Origin of the sequence: Lachnospira pectinoschiza, assembly GCF_900103815.1 — a bacterium.
Classification (GTDB): Bacteria; Bacillota; Clostridia; order Lachnospirales; family Lachnospiraceae; genus Lachnospira; species Lachnospira pectinoschiza_B.
The window spans coordinates 112,443-131,283 of sequence record NZ_FNHZ01000002.1 but is presented as its reverse complement, the minus strand read 5'-3'; the positions used below and the strand labels follow the sequence as shown (position 1 = coordinate 131,283).

The window sequence follows — 18,841 nt, the reverse complement described above, 5'->3', positions numbered from 1 at the left end:
AAGATCAGGATATGAATTATCCTGGAATCTAGATTTTATCAGCTTTTTCTTTTATTTTACTTGCAATAAGAACTGAGCTTTGATATAATTATTTTAAGGGGTTAACTTCGTTAAACTGGACTTTAGCGAATAGATAACTATGAAGATAACTAGTGCTCTTTTCTGTATTTAAGCCTGAAGTATTAATCTAACAGCTAATTTTATACAGATTCTAATTAGATTTAAAGGAGGTTTTTATGGCTACTAATAAGAATTACGTTGAGCAAATGAATAATAAATATGCAAAGCAATTAAAGGGTCTTTTAGATGAGATGCCAGACTTTTGTGTTGAGTATTTTGATAGCTTAGAATTTAATAAGCAGGCAAGAACTAAGATTGCATATGCTCTTGATATTAAAGGCTTCTTTGAATATTTAATTGACGATACAAAGAAATTTGCAAATTATGATATAAAGGATTTTAGGGTTGAAGATCTTGATAAGATAACTGGTCAGGACATTTCTAATTACCTTAGATATATTAAATCCTACAATAGACACGGCAAGGATGTTTCAAACTCAGCTTCCTCAGCTAAGAGAAAGCTCTGCGCCCTACGCCGCTTCTACAACTACTACTTCCGATATGAGTTTATTAAGACTAATCCAAGCCTTAAAGTAGACATGCCTGTAATCCACGACAAACCAATTGTTCGAATGGAGCCAAACGAGGTTGCAGAATTCCTTGATAACGTGGAATCAGGTAATAAATTAACTAAGAACCAGCTTGCTAAACATGAAAAGCTAAAGACAAGAGATTTAGCTCTTCTTACTCTCATGCTTGGCACGGGAATCCGTGTATCTGAGTGTGTTGGCTTAGATATAGACGATGTAGATTTTGACAATGACAGAATCCACATTTACCGAAAAGGTGGCGCTGAAAGCTTTGTTTACTTTGGTGATGAGGCTAGAGAAGCTCTCCTTGATTATATGGAGGAAAGAAAGCAATTAACTCCTAAGGAGGGCCATGAAAATGCACTGTTTATCTCAAGTAAGAACAGTCGCCTTTGCGTCCGTTCTGTGGAGCTGCTTGTAAAGAAGTACTCTCGTACTGTTACAACAGTAAAGCATATTACTCCTCATAAACTTAGAAGTACTTACGGTACAAACCTTTACCAGGAAAGCGGCGATATTTACCTCGTAGCGGACGTTTTAGGTCATAAGGACGTAAATACTACACGTAAGCATTATGCAGACCTTATTGACGAAAATAAACGTGCTGCAAGGAATATGGTAAGATTACGTAAAGAAAAATAAGATTATAAAGCTAATATAGCCAATACAATGATCTATAATAAAAGCAACTATTTAGTAATGCTAAATAGTTGCTATAACTAAACATATACATAAACTCATGAACTAAACAAATAAAAAGGCTTGCTAGTTTCCTAGCAAGCCTTTAATTTTAATATTCTCTTATTGATAAATCTGTCTCCATTCCATATCACCTCGTTCAAGTGACTTAATAAGCAACTCTGCTGTTGCAAGATTAGTTGCTAAAGGAATGTTATACATATCGCACAATTCGCATATATTATTAGGATCTGGTTCATGCATTAAAGGACCTTCTACTTCTCTTAAGAAAATAACTAAGTCCAACTGATTATGTTCTATCTGAGAACATAGCTGCTGATCACCACCTAAGTGTCCAGCTAAAAATTTATGAACCGAAAGGTTAGTAGCTTCTTCTATTAATCTTCCCGTTGTACCTGTCGCAAATAACTGATTCTTATTTAAGATTCCCTTATATGCAATACAAAAATTCTGCATTAACTTTTTCTTGGAATTGTGTGCTATTAATCCAATATTCATACTACTACCTCATGACTTTTTATTTTATATACATTATACCAATTTTTTAAAGATATTTCATCCCTAAATTTAAAATTATACATTAATTTGTAATTAAAAAATTATTGATGGTAAAGCGGACATTCGGAATCCGCTTCGCTACTTCCTCATGAACGCAGTGGCACTTTGTGCCACCTGTCAGAAGGGGCTTTAACCCCTTCTGACACTAGTAAGCTTTATACCCCCGCTTAAAGCTTACGCTTTTGAAGCGGGGGATTGCTTACACTGCGTTCAATTAATATTAACCTTTAAAGTCTGGGGCAAATAAATCCTCGTCTCTTTCTACCTTAGTATGTAAGCCAACATTAAGTACTATACCCATTGATGTAAATACCGTAATAAGCGATGTAATACCACAACTAAAGAAAGGAAGTGGAATACCTGTATTAGGCAAAATCCAAGTAACAACACCTATATTAAAAAAGGACTGGAAACCTATATAGGCAGCTACACCGCAGCAAATCAGTCGCCCGGCGAAATTTTGCGCTTTCACAGCCGTTATTAGGCACTCTGCCACTATGGCAAAAATTAAGAATATAGTAAATACCGAACCTACAAATCCAAGTTCCTCACCGATAACAGCAAAAATAAAGTCATTTTGTGCCTCGGCGATATAGCCTGCATTTTTTAAAGAAGAAGAATCATCATTATTTAAGCCCTTACCCGTTAGCTGACCTGATCCAATAGCCTGAACAGCATAATACTGCTGATATGTGTCATCATCAGAGCCATCGTCCTCGTCATCATCGTCTGTTGAATAATTACTATCGATGTAAGTCATAATACGATTTCTTTGATATTTCTTTAAAATTACCTGATTCTCATCAAGAATAACATAGGCAAGTAAAACCACAATTACTGGGATTACAACCATTAAAATCTTACCAATCATCTTATACTCAAGACCCGCACAGTAAATGATAACAACACAAATTACAAAGGTAAGAAGTGTTGTAGAAAGGTCAGGCTGAGCCAAAATAAGTAAGAGCTGGAAACCTACTGTAACTGCTAAAACTCCTAAGAATTTAAATGTATTAAGTCTATCCTTATACATAGAAATCATCTTTGAAAGCACTAAAATTAATATCAACTTTGTAAACTCTGAAGGCTGCACTGAAAATCCACCAAAAGAAATCCATCTTTGCGCACCCTTAGCGCTTGAACCAACAAGCTTTACAGCAAGTAAAAGGATTGTTGATATAGCATACCAAAGCCAATAATATTTTAATATCCAATTGTAATCAATAAATGATATTACTATCATCATAACAAAAGACAGAAGCATACCAGCGCCCTGTCTTAATGTATATGCCGAATTCGCACTATTAACAATTAATATAGCGTAAACGCATGTTATTATAATTAAAGCTACAAGTCTGAAATTATAAGATCGAAGTTGATATTTTTTAAAAATCATAAATATACCTCTTATTTAACTTCTCTTGAGCCGCCTCTCATATCCTTAATTGGAATATTGGCAAATAAAGTTGGAACATTACCAGCATCGCCCTCAAGTGGTGTTGAAGTAATCTGAATATCCAAACCATCTGTATCAATATCCATATATTTAGATATAACTGCAATAATTTCGTTTTTGATTTTTTCCATTGTCTCTGGAGAACAGTTAGTTCTATCAGAAACTAATAAAAACTGTAATCTATCCTTAGCGACTTCAGAAGATCCTTTTTTCTTAAATAAATCTAATAAACTCATAATATTCCCTCCCACTATTATTTTTTAAAGTAATTACTTCTTGAATGCTGAAACCAACTTCTTAAAGAAACCACTTTGCTTAGTAAGGTCAAGGAAAGGAACCTGCTCACCTAAAATTCTCTTACAGATATTAAGATAAGCCTGACCTGGTAATGATTCATCACCTACAAGTGGCTGTCCCTTGTTAGTAGCAACAACAATGTTCTCATCATCTGGAACTGCACCAATTAAATTAAGGTGTAAAATATCATTTACATCATCAATTGACATCATATCTCCACTTTTAACCATGTCAACTCTGATTCTGTTAACGATTAAGTCTTCCTTATCTCTTAATCCATTAGCATCTAATAAACCAACGATTCTATCAGCATCACGAATAGCTGAAATCTCTGGTGTAGTTACAACTAATGCTCTATCTGCACCAACAATAGCATTCTTAAAGCCCTGTTCAATACCAGCAGGACAATCAAGAATAATATAATCGAAATTCTCTGGATCCTTCTTAATCTCATCTAACACCTTAAGCATCTGTTCAGGTGTTACAGCATCCTTATCTCTTGTCTGTGCTGTTGGTAAAAGGTAAAGATTAGGACATCTCTTATCACTAATCATAGCCTTTCTTGCGGATACGCTACCTTCAGCAACATCTACTAAATTATAAACAATTCTATTCTCCAAACCTAATACAACGTCAAGATTTCTAAGTCCTGTATCTGTATCAATCATAACAACTTTCTTGCCTAACTTTGCAAGGCCTGTACCTACATTAGCAGTTGTAGTAGTTTTACCTACTCCACCCTTACCTGATGTAACAACGATAACTTCGCTCATTTTATTATTTCCTCCCTAGAAAATTATTAAAAATTAATCTGTGTAACTTTTCACACGCCCCTCTAAAAAGCTAAAATGTTCAATTAACCACAAACTTAACATATATAATTATGTATGAAAATCCGCTATTTTTCAAGCATTTTATCTATTTTTTTAAAGATTAATATCAGCTAAAACGTCCTGGGAAAAGTCCTCAATATAAATGTTATTATCATAAACATAAGCAATCTTTGGCTCTATTGTTGCCTCATCTTTTCTGAATCTTCTCTTAGGACTAGGTTCAGAATCCTGACTTCTAGCAATAATATCACCAATCTGAATCTGCATAGGCTTCATTTCAAGCGCATATACAAAAGCATTAGAATTATCATTACAACCAGCTGTAATATAACCCTTTAAACTACCAAGAATAACAACATTGTCACCTGCAATAACCTTACCGCCTGGATTAACATCCCCTAAAATGACGGCACTGCCTTCTGTCTCAAAAACCTGTCCGGAACGAAGTGTTCCCTTATAGAAATGACAAGGCTTATCAATAGAATTAAGTCTTGATGCAATCTGTGATTCCACGATTTCATCAATTTTATCTTCCATAACTCTTGTTTGGTTATTGTTGATGACACAAAGAATGTTTAAATCAGAAACCTTGTTAATAACTTCAATAAGTTCGTTTTCCTCTCTTGAACTAAGGTTTCTACCTTCAAATGTTAAAGCTAAATTAGCATCATTAAAGAACTTAGCAGAAGCTTCAAACTTCTCCTCAAGCTTCTTTTTTAATTCTAAAAATGCGCAGTCCTTATCTAAAACTACAGTGATGCCCTTCTTTCCACCTTTAATAATTACTGAATTATCCAATGTCTCACCTCATAAATCATATTAGATCAAAACGATAACAAATGCGCCAAATAAAAGCAAAATAACTGTTATCAATAAATCCCCACAATTAAATATTATATTCTAAAAACCATTAAATAACCATAGATTTTTAAAATAATTAAGAAAAAAAATTATAAATTAGCCAGTCTCCCAGCTAATTTATAATCTTTTAAAGTTTTATATATTTTATACTTCGTATGTTTACTCCACTCCATAGTAACACTTATAAATCTCAGCCGATAACGCAATGGCATTAGATGAAGTATAACCATTTTGAATTGTAACTGCCACGCAAACCTCAGGATTATCATAAGGTGCGTAACTTATCATCTGAGCGTGGTCAGGAGAAGTTGTTTTTTCCTGCGCTGTACCAGTTTTTGCAGCAATCTTTAAGTTAAGTGCATTAACTGCTGAATAAGTAGAACCGGCAAGCTGCATACCAGTATGAACTGCATCCCAAATACTTGAATCAAGCTCAACCTGGTTGTTAACCTCTGCTGAATTGTCCTCGATTACATTTCCATCAGAATCTGTAATCTTATCAATTAAAGTTAAATTATAAACAGTACCAGATGTTGCAAGAGTTGTTACATAACGAGCAAGATTTAGAGTTGAATACTTGTGAGTACCCTGTCCAATTGCAGATGCAATAGCATTAGTTGTTGAAGCCTGTGGTGTACCCTCTTCAATCTCAACACCCACCGTTGTTGAAAGACCTAGCATATCTGAGTAGTTTTGTAAAATGCTTGTGCCATAGGTACTGTTGTAAGATCCATTTTTCATAGCCAACTGATAACCAACATTATAAAAATAAACGTTACATGAATCTCTAATGGCAGTTGTTACTGTTTCAGTACCATGTCCTGAAGTTTTCCAACACTTAGGAGATGGAGTAACCAAATCAAAAGAACCAGAACAATAAAAGCCTGTTGATGTAGAAATAATACCAGTACTTAAACCAGCAATTGCTGAACAAGGCTTATATGTTGAACCTGGCGCAATAAATGACTGAGTCGCTCTATTAAGAAGCGGACTAGCATTATCTGAAACCAACTGACTATAGTAAGTCGCATCAATAGAACCAGATAACTTGTTGTTATCATAACTTGGATAAGAAACCAAAGCTAGGATATCACCAGAGTTTGGATCTGTTACTACTGCTGAACCAGAACAAGGCTCAAGCGCTAACTCACCCGGTGTAATAATCTTATTAGTGATTACATAATTTATAAATTCATAAGCACCCATGCTACCGTTTACAAGCTCTGTGTACTTTGAATTCTCAGCATTAGGATCAAGATAACCCTGCTCATATAAAAGAATGCAGAGCTGTGAACCTGAAACCGAGCCATCCTCTATAAGGTATTTGTAGATTTTCTTAAAAAATGAAGAATCTGTATCAAGTGCAGAAATGATATAGTCGACTAAAACATCGTAGGACTCCTGTAAAGAAGTATACTGCTCATCTGTAAGAGATGACATATCAATCCAGTTTTGAGAAATACCATATGTAAGGAGTGTCTGTAAACTTACAGTACTATCCGTACCTGTCCAGTTTGCATAAGTCTCATCTGATGTGTCTACATTTGAAGTATCAAAAATACCTTCAGTTTTAAGTAAGGTGTAAATGTACCAAATGTAAACCTGCTGTTCAGAAGTCAAAGAACTATAGCCTGTATTACCAGAAACCAATTCCTCCTTAACCCAGTCAAGAACTTCACTCTTCTTAGCTAAGAAAGACTGATAAACGCTTTGAGCTACCGAACTATCTGAACTTGCTATCTGGCTTAAAGACAACAAATTGTTATCAATAAATGCATAATAAACCTCTTGGGCTGTAATATAAATATCATCTACATCACCGTCAGAGTCATAAGTATATTTTGTAGAGCCAGATGTAAGGTGACTTGCAAGAATTGTTACAAGCTCATCTTCAATATCATCATAGATAGTCTTTTGAAGATTTACATCAATAGTCAAATATACATCGTAACCAGCTGTTGCCTCTTCCTCTGAAATCACTTCAGTAATTCGGCCAACAGTATCAACATAAACTGTCTGAGAGCCCTTAGTACCAGCTAAAACGCTTTCCATAGAAGACTCAATACCAGACTTACCAACTACATCATTACTTTCATAAGAATCTCCAAGCTCTTCAAGCTCTGAAGAAGAAACCGTACCTGTGTAGCCAAGAATCTGTGACATATATTTTCCATAAGTGTATCTTCTAATATACTTCTCTTCTACCTGAACACCTACTAAATCTCCAGAATTCTCTAAAATAGCTGCCATTGTAGCATCTGAAACTTCATTAGCGATTGTAAAAGATAAGTATCTGTTATATGAATTAGCTGACATATAACGTCTTAAATTTACAATCATTAAAGCATGCTCAACTGAGTAGTCATCAAGAGAAACAGCGTATTTATCAAGATAATAATTAAATAATTCCTCTGCTGAAACATCCTTTTGTTCATCAGTTAATTCTGCAATACTACTAACACCGTAGCTATCTCTAATAAATCTTAAAAGTGTAGTTGACTCAATATTATAAGAGTATGTGCCATTTTCATAAATGATTGGAAAATCGTTAGAATATGTATCACCATTCTCTTCAATAATATTTAAAGTCTTATCTATACTTTCATTAATTGTAGCATTTTTAACATCATTACTAGAATATGTACCGCTATCACTAATTGTTACAGCGTACGCTAAATCATTATAAGCAAGCAATACACCATTCTTATCAAAAATTCTACCTCTAGTTGCAGTTACACTCATCTTCTTTTGAATGGAACTATTAAGATTAGTAGCATAACTTGATCCATTCATAATCTGTAAACTAAACAATCTGTTTACAAGAACACAAATTAAAATAATAAAGATTAAAACTACAGGAAAGATTCTTGATTTAATAATACTTAAAATATAATCAAATACTTCCTTCATCGAAATTCACGCCCCTTTTCTTTGTTTTAACAGTGTCTAGTTTGTCATTTATATAAGCTAATAATTTATACAAAATTAAAGTACAAAGGCAAGTATAAACCACTTCTGGTATTATAATTCGCGAAATAAAAAATCCTGCATTTAATCTATTATGTAACAAGAAGTTACCTATATAACATAAAAATTCATAGACAAAATCAAAAACCAAGACCATAGCCATTGGGATTAGGATTTCGTATTTTTCATATTTCTCATAGAAAAATCCTGCATAATAACCAATATAAACAAAGCACAAAGCAGTAAATCCAAATAAGCTAGAGAAATATAAATCGTACATAACTCCAGCAAAGAATCCAACAAACATACCTTCGTTTCTTCCCTTTAAGAAACCAAAAATGATTGGTAAAATAATAAGAAAATTCGGTACTATATTTGCAACTGCGATTACTCTACCAACTGACACTTGTAATAAATAAAAAATAACTATTAATACAAGTTCACAAACTTTTCTTTTCATATGTCCACCTCATGCAAAATAGGGAAAGACTATAAAAGCCTTCCCCCTTTTAAAGTACAAATTAATCCGTAGTTGTTTTTAAATCAGTAATAACTAAAACTTCCTGTAAGTTATTAAAATCAACTGCAGGTATTAAATAACCTGACTGAGTTAGGTTATTTGAGTCAGCTGTTACATTTGTTGCATATCCAATTAATATACCTTGCAAATATTTATCGCTAACGTTTGATGTAACGATCTTATCGCCATCATTAACTGTAACATCACTTGCAAAATATCCAAGATGTACCATGCCAGAATCCATAAGTTCCACATCACCCTGAACTATACAAGTTTCGTTAGTATCAATAATCATGCCACTTACATAACTATTATCTTCAACAATAGTCTTTACAATAGCGTAATTAGATCCCACCTCAGTTACAATTCCAACTAAACCACCGCTAGCAACTACGTTCATATCTACTTGAATTCCATCATCTGATCCCTTATCTATAGTAAGTGAAGAATACCAGTTATCTGATGAAATACCAATAACATTAGCACCTACTTTTGAATATTGAGAATACTGATTATCAAGTTCATAAAGTTCTCTTAGTCTGTCTAATTCATATGTCTCTTGCTTAAGTAAATTGTTCTCTTCTGTCAATGCATCAACTTGACTTTGTAATTCTTCATTCTTTGCCAAAACATCAGAAATTTCCTGTAGGTTATCAAGCTTATCAGAAACCCAAAGTCCTAAATTGTTCATACCCTTTTGTAAAGGAACGACAACATAAGAAACTGCAGTCTGTAAAGGCTTTGTTAGGGAATCCGTAAAAAAGGAAGTTCCAATAAAGAATAAACAAATAACAGTTAAGCCAATAAGAATATATTTAGATGTAAGAAAAGATTCAAATTTCTTTCTCATATACCTTATTACCTCGTTTCTTATATTTACTCAAAAGTTCTATCCTGAGGAGTATAAGGAATCTTAGCAAAATCAGGATTTGTTACAACTCCCATAAGACCTCTTACAACAGATTCTGAAGGATTTTCTACTATTGTAACATTAAGATTTGTCTCGCTCTTAATGAAATTCTCTAAATTATTAATCATAGATGTACCACCTGTGAAGTATACGCCATCCTTAATAATATCAGCAGCAAGTTCTGGTGGAGTTCTCTCTAAGATAACTTTTATTGAATCCATAATTGAATGAAGCGGATCAACAATAGCATCATAGATAACATCTGAAGAAATCTGAACGCTTACTGGAAGACCTGATAAAATGTTACGACCAAAGCCAGGAGCAAACTTCTCCTCTGTCTTAACCGCACTACCAAGTTCCTTCTTTAAACCTTCAGCAGTCTTAGAACCAATTACTAAGTTATAAGCCTTTCTTACTGCAGAAATAATGCACTCATCAAGCTTATTACCACCAATCTTAACTGACTTAGAAATTACAATACCACCAAGAGATAATACTGAAATTTCTGTTGTCTCAGCACCGATGTTAACAACCATAACACCCTTTGACTTTGTAACGTCAATACCTGCACCGATTGCATCAGCTACTGGCTTGTCCACTACGAATACGTTCTTAGCCTTAACCTTAGACTCTACTACTAATTCATAGAAAGCTCTCTTCTCAACTTCTGTAACATCAGTTGGTACTGCTATATAAAATTCTGTATTACCAGTTTTCTTTTCCTTATTAATCTTCTCATAGAAACTATAAAGAAGTGTCTGCATATTCTCGATGTCAGCGATTACGCCAAACTTAACTGGGAAAGAAACCTCAATATTCTCAGGTGTCTTCTCATACATCTCGTATGCTTCATCACCAAAAGCTAATAATTCGTTCTTATTAACGATGGCAATAATGTTCTTCTCATTAAGAATCTCGTTATCCTTAGTGCACATTTTAAAATTACTTGTTCCAATATCAATTCCGTATACGTTAGACATGTCGTATTCCTTTCCTTTAGGTTATAAAACCCTTTCCTTTAATTAAAAAATCCCAATAGCCTTGAGACTAACATAGGTATTGTCACCTATAACAATATGGTCAGTTAAATTAACTCCAAGAATTTTACCAGCCTCATAAATCTCTTTAGTCACATTAATGTCTGCCTTGCTAGGTGTAGGATCTCCACTTGGATGATTATGGATTAACATAATCTGTACAGCCCCGCTTTTAAGTGCCTTAATGAAAATGTCTCTCGTATCTATTAAGGAACTATTAACCGTGCCAACTGTCAAGACCATATCTTTAATTAAACAGCACTTACTATCTAATAAAACAAGAATTAGATGCTCCTGCTGTAAATGTCTTAAATCCTGCATATAAAACTTAGCCACCGTCTCAGACCTAGAAAAATCTAACTTCTCATTGGCCTTTAACTTAGCTAGTCTCTTTGAAAGCTCTATTATAGATTTAATCTGAATAGCCTTAACTCTACCAATGCCCTTTATCTTAACTAAATCATCAATTTCAAGAGAAGCAAGGCCAACTAAGCCCTTATTTCCCGCTGTCTCATATAATAACTTAGCTAAGTCTAGCACCTTAATCTTACCAACTCCCGTTCGTAAAATCACTGCTAAAATCTCCACATCCGTTAAAGTCTCTATTCCATATCTTAAAGCCTTCTCATAAGGCATCAATTCAATGTCAATGCCCCCGTTGTTAAACATACTATTCATGTAATTAAATTACAGAATACCCCGTCTTAAATAACCTTAAAAACAATAATTGCAAGAATAATGCCAATAATACTTGCAACTGTCAGTTTAATCTGAAGAGCAATAGTAAAAATTATAACCCCTAAATCAATAGTAGTTAAATTTCCATCTACTGTTCCAATTGTTTGTCCGTAGCTTAGCCAAGAAATTCCAGAAACCCCTTTTGCAGCTTCAGCTACCAAACCGCCAAGTACTATCCCAATAATAATAAACAGTAACAATAACCAGCCATTTTTATACTTAGCCATTATATCCCCCTCTTTAGAATAATTTTCTTGATTACAAAATCACTTAAAATTATAGCACAGAACTATTTTAGCATAAATAGGGGGATTTTCAAGCACAATACTAATTTAAAACTTATTTAAATGTTAAAAAGACCAGCCTTAAACATCTCATTAGCACTCATCATAATACCAAGTTTAGCATGATACCATGTTAAGCCACCCTGGAAAAATACAAGGTATGGTTCCTTTAATGGGCCATCTGCACTAAGTTCAATAGATGAACCCTGAACGAAAGCGCCGGCAGCCATAATAACATCTGAATCATAACCTGGCATTGCCCATGGCTCTGGTGTTAAGAAGCTATCTACTGGAGCAGCCATCTGAATACCCTTACAGAAAGCAAGTAAGCCTTCCTTAGAACCAAGCTCTACATTCTGAATAATATCGTATCTATCTTCGCTTGCTGTCGGTCTACACTTAAAGCCTGCCTTCTCGTAAACATTTGCAGCAAAAATCGCACCTTTAAGAGCGCCTGCTACTACTGTTGGAGCAAGGAATAAGCCCTGATAGAAGCTTTGATTAAGAGTAAGGGAAGCACCAACTTCCTTACCAAGACCCGGACTAGTTAATCTGTAAGCTGCCTGCTCGATGCATTCCTTCTTACCAACGATATAACCGCCACAAGGAGCAAGTCCGCCACCTGGGTTCTTAATTAAAGAACCAACGCACATATCAGCTCCAACCTCAGTTGGCTCAATCTCTTCTACAAATTCACCATAACAGTTATCTACCATACAAATAAGCTCTGGCTTAATAGACTTAATAAAGCTAATAAGCTCGCCGATTTGCTCAACAGATAATGTAGGTCTTGTAGCATAGCCCTTTGAACGCTGAATTGTAACTAACTTAGTCTTTTCATTAATTGCGGCCTTAATTCCATCAAAATCAAAACTACCATCCTCGAGTAGATCCACCTGTCTATAGCTAATGCCGTATTCAGCAAGACTTCCCTTAGATTCTCTAATACCAATGATTTCATCCATAGTATCATAAGGCTTTCCAACAGGTGATAAAAGCTCATCTCCTGGACGAAGCTGGGAAGCAAGTGCTACATTTAAGGCATGTGTACCGCAAGTAATCTGTGGTCTTACAAGAGCATCTTCTGCTTTGAAAATGTCAGCATAAATCTCCTCTAATGTATCTCTACCTAAGTCATTATAGCCATAACCTGTTGTTCCAGATAAATGTGCCTCTGAAACCTTTGCCTTTTGCATAGCACTAATAACCTTTAACTGGTTAAATTCTGCGACCTTATCGATTTTCTCAAATCTAGCCTTTAAACATTTTTCTACACTTTCGCAAAAGTCATAGACCTTTGGGTCGATGTTAAATTCATTACAATATGCTAATTTCACGATATTCCTCCAACTAATGCCTTTAAATTAATTCTCTATTCTTAATTTCAAGCATCATAAAATCAATTATTCTACTAAAGTCGTAATCAAGCTTTCCAATATCTAGCCAAAGACAGTCCTTCTCTCGTCTAAACCAAGTAAGCTGTCTCTTTGCAAATCTTCTTGTATCACGCTTAATTATTTCCTTAGCTTCCTCCAAAGAATACTTGCCATCTAAATAGTCAAGAATCTCTTTGTAACCTATGCCCTGCATAGACACAAGGTCTTTAGTGTACCCCATTTTAGCTAATTTTTCAACTTCACCAACAAGGCCATCTAAAAACATCTTGTCCACTCTTTTGTCAATTCTTTCATAAAGAGCATCTCTATCATCATTTAATACGAAATAAACATAATTAAAAGGAGAAGATCTCTGCTTTTGAGTCTCATTATGCTTAGAGAAAAGCTCCCCTGTCTGATGAAAATATTCCAAAGCCCTAGCAACTCTCTTTACATTATTAGCATGTATAGTCGCCGCAGAATCTGGATCCACCTCTTTTAACCTATCATGAAGAGCCTCATTACCAAATTTATCAGCATATTCATATAAAGAATTTCTATACTCACTATTATCATCCTCCGTCTTAGTAAATTCCACGTCATATAAAAGAGCCTGCACATAAAAGCCAGTACCACCAACTACAATAGGAATCTTTCCTTCATGTCTGATTTCTTCAATCGCCTTTAGAGCCATTTCCTTAAAAACCATAACATTAAACTCATCCTTAGGATCAAGACAGTCAATTAAGTAGTGCTTAACTCCCTCCATCTCTTCCTTTGTAATCTTTGCAGTACCAATATCCATGCCCTTATAAACCTGCATGGAATCAGCACTAATAATAGAACCGTTAATGGCCTTTGCAAGCTTTATAGAACTAGAAGTTTTACCAACCGCTGTTGGTCCAGATATAATTATTAAAGGTTGTTTGTCTTTATTTTCCATAAATTTATTAACCTACTATTCTCTTAAACTTTCTTTCAATATCATACTTAGTCATAATAATCAAAGTTGGTCTGCCATGAGGACAATTGTAAGGATTATCAAGAGTCATAAGCTCTTGCATAAGCTCCTCAACCTCATTAATAGACAACTTATTATTACCCTTAACTGCCGCCTTACAAGACATGGTCGCCACTCTATCCGTAAAAATTTCTGCCTCACCAGACTTATAATCCTCAGTTAAGTTATCCAAAATTTCTATAAAAAGCGCCTTATAATCAAGAGTTGGAAGGCCTGCAGGAATTCCTGTAAGCTTATATTCATTGCCACCAAACTCCTCAATTTCATAGCCCAAATCCTTAAAGCGCTTCATATTTTCTTTTAATAACTCCTCTTCTCTCATGTTAAGAGTAAGAATAACCGGAGGCATAATCATCTGTGAAGACATTTCCTTTTCATGCAAATGTTTCATAAAACGCTCATATAGCACCTTCTCGTGAGCTGCGTGCTGATCCATCATATAAAACTTATCTCCTAGCTCAAATAACCAGTAAGTCTCAAAGAGCTGGCCAATAATCCTATACTTTGGCTTATTAGTCTGGGCTAATAATTTATCATCAAAAATGGACATCTGCTCTGAAGTCTTTAGCTTATCATTAACAGCCTCATACTCCTTTAAGTCCTCTTTAATCATTTCATTAGAACGCTTGATTTCAAAAGGCTCAGGAAGTCTTTCCTTATTAATGTTTGGCTTAACCTGATTTTCAATCTCTGCAGCAGATACCTTATCGATTCTTCTCTCTTGATATTTAGGAGCTGAATTTTGTGAACTAAGTCCATTATAGCTTGCCATACCAAATTTAACTTCAGTATCCTTCTTATCATGCTGATTTAGACTAGCAGGCTCAGGTCTTCTATCAGTAGGATTTGTTGCTTGTGCTGTAAGACTTGGCTGTGCCACAGTCCTTTCTTCCTTCTCACTATTAGGACCCACAGAAACATTTGCTGCAAGCTCCTGATCCTTTAAGCAAGAAAGCACGCTTGCATATACAAAATTATAGACATAATCATTGTTTGCAAAGCGAAGCTCCATCTTTGAAGGATGCACATTTACATCAATAATTTCAGAATTAATTGTAAAATGTATCGCTGTAAATGGATAATTCTTTGGCATTACAAAGCCCTTATAAGCATCCTCAATGGCCTTATTAATAATGTTACTTTTAATGTAACGGCCGTTGATGTAATAATTCTCGTAGCTTCTATTACCTCTACAAATAAAAGGCTTACATATAAAACCCTTCATGGAAATATCCATAGTCTTTGCATTAATTTCATAAAGGTTTGCAGTAATCTCCCTGCCATAAACACTATAAATAATGTCCTTTAAATTAGTGTTACCAGAAGTGTGCAATTTATTGTTATTATTAGCAATAAATCTAAAAGAAACATCTGGATGTGAAAGGGCTAGGTACTGCATAAGAGAGTTAATATAGCCCCCTTCTGTGTTGGCAGATTTTAAAAATTTACGACGAACTGGAGTATTGTAGAATAAATTTCTTACAACAATAGTTGTACCATCAGGGGCGCCAACCTCCTCTAGACTCTTCTCCTTACCGCCTTCAATTACATAACGATAACCATTTAACTTATCCTTAGTCTTTGTAATTAGTTCCACTTGGGCAACCGCTGCAATACTTGCAAGAGCCTCACCTCTAAAGCCAAGAGAAGATACGCTAATTAAATCTTCAATAGACTTTATCTTACTAGTGGCATGTCTAAGAAAGGCAGTTGGAATCTCGTCTCCGTTAATACCACTACCATTATCAGTTACTCTTATAAAACTAATTCCGCCTTCTTTAATCTCTACTGTAATTGCACTTGCTCCGGCATCGATAGCATTTTCCACAAGCTCCTTAACAATAGACTGAGGTCTATCAACTACTTCACCAGCTGCAATCTTGTTAATTGTAGCCTGATCTAGCATCTTAATAGGCATATCATCCCTCCCAACTTTAGCCTTAATTTATGTCTCTTTTATTCAACAATTCTACCATCTATTCTTTAACTTGCCCTGTAGCTTGTAGAGCTCATTAAGGGCATCAATAGGTGTCATATTAGTTATATCAAGATTTCTTAAATCATCTAAAATGTCATTATCTGGAGCCGCATCAAATAGTGTCATCTGTCTTACATCAAGGTCAGACACGCTCTTATACTCTTCTCCAATCTTTGAGCTCTGCTTTGAATACTGAGCAATGTCCTTTGCCTTCATGGAAATGTCAGCATTACTAAGCTCAAGCACTAATTCCTTAGCTCTATCAAGAACGGATTCAGGAACGCCTGCAAGTCTTGCCACCTGAATACCATAACTCTTATCTGCGCCGCCCTTTACAATCTTTCTAAGGAATACGATATCATCGCCCTTTTCCTTAACGGCAATGCAAAGATTCTTAACGCCCGCTAGAGACCCTTCAAGTTCAGTAAGCTCATGATAATGAGTAGCAAAAAGTGTCTTAGCACCAAGAATCTTAGTATTAGCGATGTGCTCAACTACAGCCCAGGCAATACTTAGTCCATCAAAGGTAGAAGTACCACGGCCAATCTCATCTAGAATAATAAGACTGTTCTTAGTAGCATTTCGTAAAATGTTGGCAACCTCGGTCATCTCAACCATAAAGGTAGACTGTCCACTGGCCAAATCATCTGATGCACCAACTCTTGTAAAGATTCTATCTACTAGGCAAATGTTAGCAGAACTTGCAGGAACAAAAGAACCAGTTTGTGCAAGTAAGCAAATAAGAGCTGTCTGTCTCATATATGTAGACTTACCAGCCATATTAGGACCTGTTATAATTGCCACTCTGTTGGCATTATTATCAAGATATGTATCATTTGAAACAAACATATCTCCTGAAATCATCTTCTCAACCACTGGATGTCTACCATCCTTAATATCAATGATTCCCTTTTCATTAATTCTAGGTCTTGTAAAGTTATTATTTACAGCAACCACTGAAAGAGAAGCAAATACATCAATCATTGCCACTGCTCTTGCAGTCTTTTGAATACGTAAAACCTCTCCTGCAATCTTATCTCTAACCTCAACAAATAAGTCATATTCTAGAGAATATAGCTTATCTTCAGCTCCAAGAATCATATCTTCAAGCTTCTTTAACTCATCCATTGTATAACGCTCGGCATTAGTTAAAGTCTGCTTTCTAACCCAGTTATCTGGTACTAGTGACTTAAAGGAATTAGTAACCTCTAAATAGTAACCAAAAACCTTATTGTATTTAATACGTAAGTTCTTAATGCCTGTTGCCTCACGTTCACGCTCTTCTATAGCTGCAAGCATATCCTTACCGTTAATCTTCGCATTTTTAAGCTCATCCACTTCCGCAGAATAGCCATCCTTAATAAGTCCGCCATCACGCATAGCAATTGGTGGATCATCAATAATAGCTGCTGAAATTAAATTGTATAAATCGGACAAATCATCTAATTCATTAAAATATTCTTTGAATAAATCAGACTGAAAGCTTCCAATAATTCTCTTGATATGAGGTAACATTTCCAAAGAATTCTTAAAAGCAATTAAGTCCCTAGGATTAGCTGAGTGACAACTAATCTTAGTCATGATTCGCTCTAAATCATAGATAGGATTTAGATATTCTCTTAACTCTTCCCTATCAATAGCATGATTATTAAGTTCCTCAATAGCATCCTGTCTTCTAATAATTTCTTCTTTATTAATAAGAGGCTGCTCAATTAAAAGTCGAAGGGATCTAGCACCCATTGCAGTCTTAGTCTTATCAAGTACCCAAAGAAGAGAACCCTTCTTTTGCTTCTCTCTCATGGTCTCAACCAATTCAAGGTTTCTTCTTGATGAAGAATCGATAAGCATATATTTTCCTGTAGTATAAGGAACTAGATTAGTAATGTGTGAAAGCTCTGTCTTTTGAGTCTCTTTTAGGTAGACAAGAAGTGAGCCCGCAGCATTAATTCCAACAGTTAAGTCAGCAAGACCAAGACCTGTAAGGTCAGTTACATGAAAATGTTCCTCTATGGTTCTCTTTGCTGTATCATCATCAAAATACCAATTATCAAGAGTTGATACAGAAACATTTAACTTATCACAAACTGTATTAATATCAATTCCTGACATTAGAAAATAATCATTGATAATAATTTCTGATGGAGTAAATTTATTAATTTCATCAATTAAAGCAGAGCCTGTTGTTAGCTCTGTTACAAAGAATTCTCCTGTAGAATAATCTACTAAAGACACTCCTAATTTCTCACCAAGATAAAAAATACTCATAGTGTAATTATTCTTAGTTTCATCAAGAGCACTAGATTCAATATTAGTACCAGGAGTTACAACCCTGATAACCTCTCGCTTAACAAGACCCTTTGCAGTTTTAGGATCTTCTACCTGTTCACCAATGGCCACCTTGTGACCATTAGCTACAAGTCTATTAATATAGCCTTCGGCAGCATGGAAAGGGATACCACACATAGGTGCCCTTTCCTCCTGTCCGCAATCTTTTCCTGTAAGAGTTAACTCAAGCTCTTTTGATACCTGAATGGCATCGTCAAAAAACATTTCATAGAAATCGCCTAATCGATAAAAGAGAATACAATCCTTATATTCTTCTTTAGTCTTTAGATATTGTTGCATCATCGGTGAATATTCAGCCATTTCTTCTCCT

Annotated in this window: 16 protein-coding genes; 1 reads left to right on the top strand and 15 read right to left on the bottom strand. The window is 35.0% G+C overall.

The genetic code is table 11. The features are described 5' to 3' along the window. Positions 1-236 precede the first annotated feature (236 nt). Entirely contained in the window at positions 237-1,292 is a 1,056-nt protein-coding gene (locus BLQ66_RS04620) for a tyrosine-type recombinase/integrase (RefSeq protein ID WP_074521165.1), read from the top strand. Between the two features lie 159 nt (positions 1,293-1,451). Here BLQ66_RS04620 and BLQ66_RS04615 read toward each other — a convergent pair whose 3' ends face one another. The 15 genes from BLQ66_RS04615 to mutS all read right to left on the bottom strand — a co-directional run bounded on the left by BLQ66_RS04615 (position 1,452) and on the right by mutS (position 18,831). Next, the gene (locus BLQ66_RS04615) at positions 1,452-1,847 is read right to left on the bottom strand and encodes a methylglyoxal synthase (protein ID WP_027430767.1); all 396 of its coding nucleotides are present in this window, start codon (positions 1,845-1,847) and stop codon (positions 1,452-1,454) included. 280 nt (positions 1,848-2,127) lie between these two features. Further along, complete coding sequence (locus tag BLQ66_RS04610; protein WP_074521164.1) at positions 2,128-3,303, bottom strand: FtsW/RodA/SpoVE family cell cycle protein; 1,176 nt, start codon at positions 3,301-3,303, stop codon at positions 2,128-2,130. An 11-nt stretch (positions 3,304-3,314) separates the two neighbouring features. Then, positions 3,315-3,599: a cell division topological specificity factor MinE gene (minE, locus tag BLQ66_RS04605; protein WP_027430769.1), complete on the bottom strand. Its 285-nt coding sequence runs from the start codon at positions 3,597-3,599 to the stop codon at positions 3,315-3,317. Between the two features lie 33 nt (positions 3,600-3,632). Next, entirely contained in the window at positions 3,633-4,433 is an 801-nt protein-coding gene (gene minD / locus BLQ66_RS04600; protein ID WP_074521163.1) for a septum site-determining protein MinD, read from the bottom strand. 153 nt (positions 4,434-4,586) lie between these two features. Continuing rightward, entirely contained in the window at positions 4,587-5,291 is a 705-nt protein-coding gene (locus tag BLQ66_RS04595) for a septum site-determining protein MinC (RefSeq protein ID WP_027430771.1), read from the bottom strand. A gap of 222 nt (positions 5,292-5,513) precedes the next feature. Further along, a complete protein-coding gene (locus tag BLQ66_RS04590; RefSeq protein ID WP_074521162.1) occupies positions 5,514-8,264 on the bottom strand; it encodes a penicillin-binding transpeptidase domain-containing protein in 2,751 nt (916 codons plus the stop codon). Next, positions 8,248-8,781, bottom strand: coding sequence for a rod shape-determining protein MreD (gene mreD, locus BLQ66_RS04585; RefSeq protein WP_027430773.1), 534 nt, complete (start codon positions 8,779-8,781; stop codon positions 8,248-8,250). Before mreD ends, BLQ66_RS04590 begins: the two co-directional genes overlap by 17 nt. Before the next feature lie 61 nt (positions 8,782-8,842). After that, a complete protein-coding gene (gene mreC, locus BLQ66_RS04580; RefSeq protein ID WP_074521161.1) occupies positions 8,843-9,691 on the bottom strand; it encodes a rod shape-determining protein MreC in 849 nt (282 codons plus the stop codon). Positions 9,692-9,717: 26 nt separating this feature from the next. Beyond that, complete coding sequence (locus BLQ66_RS04575; protein WP_074521160.1) at positions 9,718-10,731, bottom strand: rod shape-determining protein; 1,014 nt, start codon at positions 10,729-10,731, stop codon at positions 9,718-9,720. Positions 10,732-10,773: 42 nt separating this feature from the next. Beyond that, positions 10,774-11,457: a RadC family protein gene (radC, locus tag BLQ66_RS04570; RefSeq protein ID WP_074521357.1), complete on the bottom strand. Its 684-nt coding sequence runs from the start codon at positions 11,455-11,457 to the stop codon at positions 10,774-10,776. A 35-nt stretch (positions 11,458-11,492) separates the two neighbouring features. Further along, the gene (locus BLQ66_RS04565) at positions 11,493-11,753 is read right to left on the bottom strand and encodes a DUF4321 domain-containing protein (protein ID WP_074521159.1); all 261 of its coding nucleotides are present in this window, start codon (positions 11,751-11,753) and stop codon (positions 11,493-11,495) included. 116 nt (positions 11,754-11,869) lie between these two features. Further along, entirely contained in the window at positions 11,870-13,117 is a 1,248-nt protein-coding gene (locus BLQ66_RS04560) for a methionine gamma-lyase family protein (RefSeq protein ID WP_242869327.1), read from the bottom strand. 52 nt (positions 13,118-13,169) lie between these two features. Beyond that, complete coding sequence (gene miaA, locus BLQ66_RS04555) at positions 13,170-14,129, bottom strand: tRNA (adenosine(37)-N6)-dimethylallyltransferase MiaA (RefSeq protein WP_074521157.1); 960 nt, start codon at positions 14,127-14,129, stop codon at positions 13,170-13,172. A gap of 7 nt (positions 14,130-14,136) precedes the next feature. Then, complete coding sequence (gene mutL / locus BLQ66_RS04550) at positions 14,137-16,125, bottom strand: DNA mismatch repair endonuclease MutL (protein WP_074521156.1); 1,989 nt, start codon at positions 16,123-16,125, stop codon at positions 14,137-14,139. 51 nt (positions 16,126-16,176) lie between these two features. Next, on the bottom strand, positions 16,177-18,831 hold the full coding sequence (gene mutS, locus BLQ66_RS04545) for a DNA mismatch repair protein MutS (RefSeq protein WP_074521155.1): 2,655 nt from the start codon (positions 18,829-18,831) through the stop codon (positions 16,177-16,179). Between the last annotated feature and the right edge of the window lie 10 nt (positions 18,832-18,841).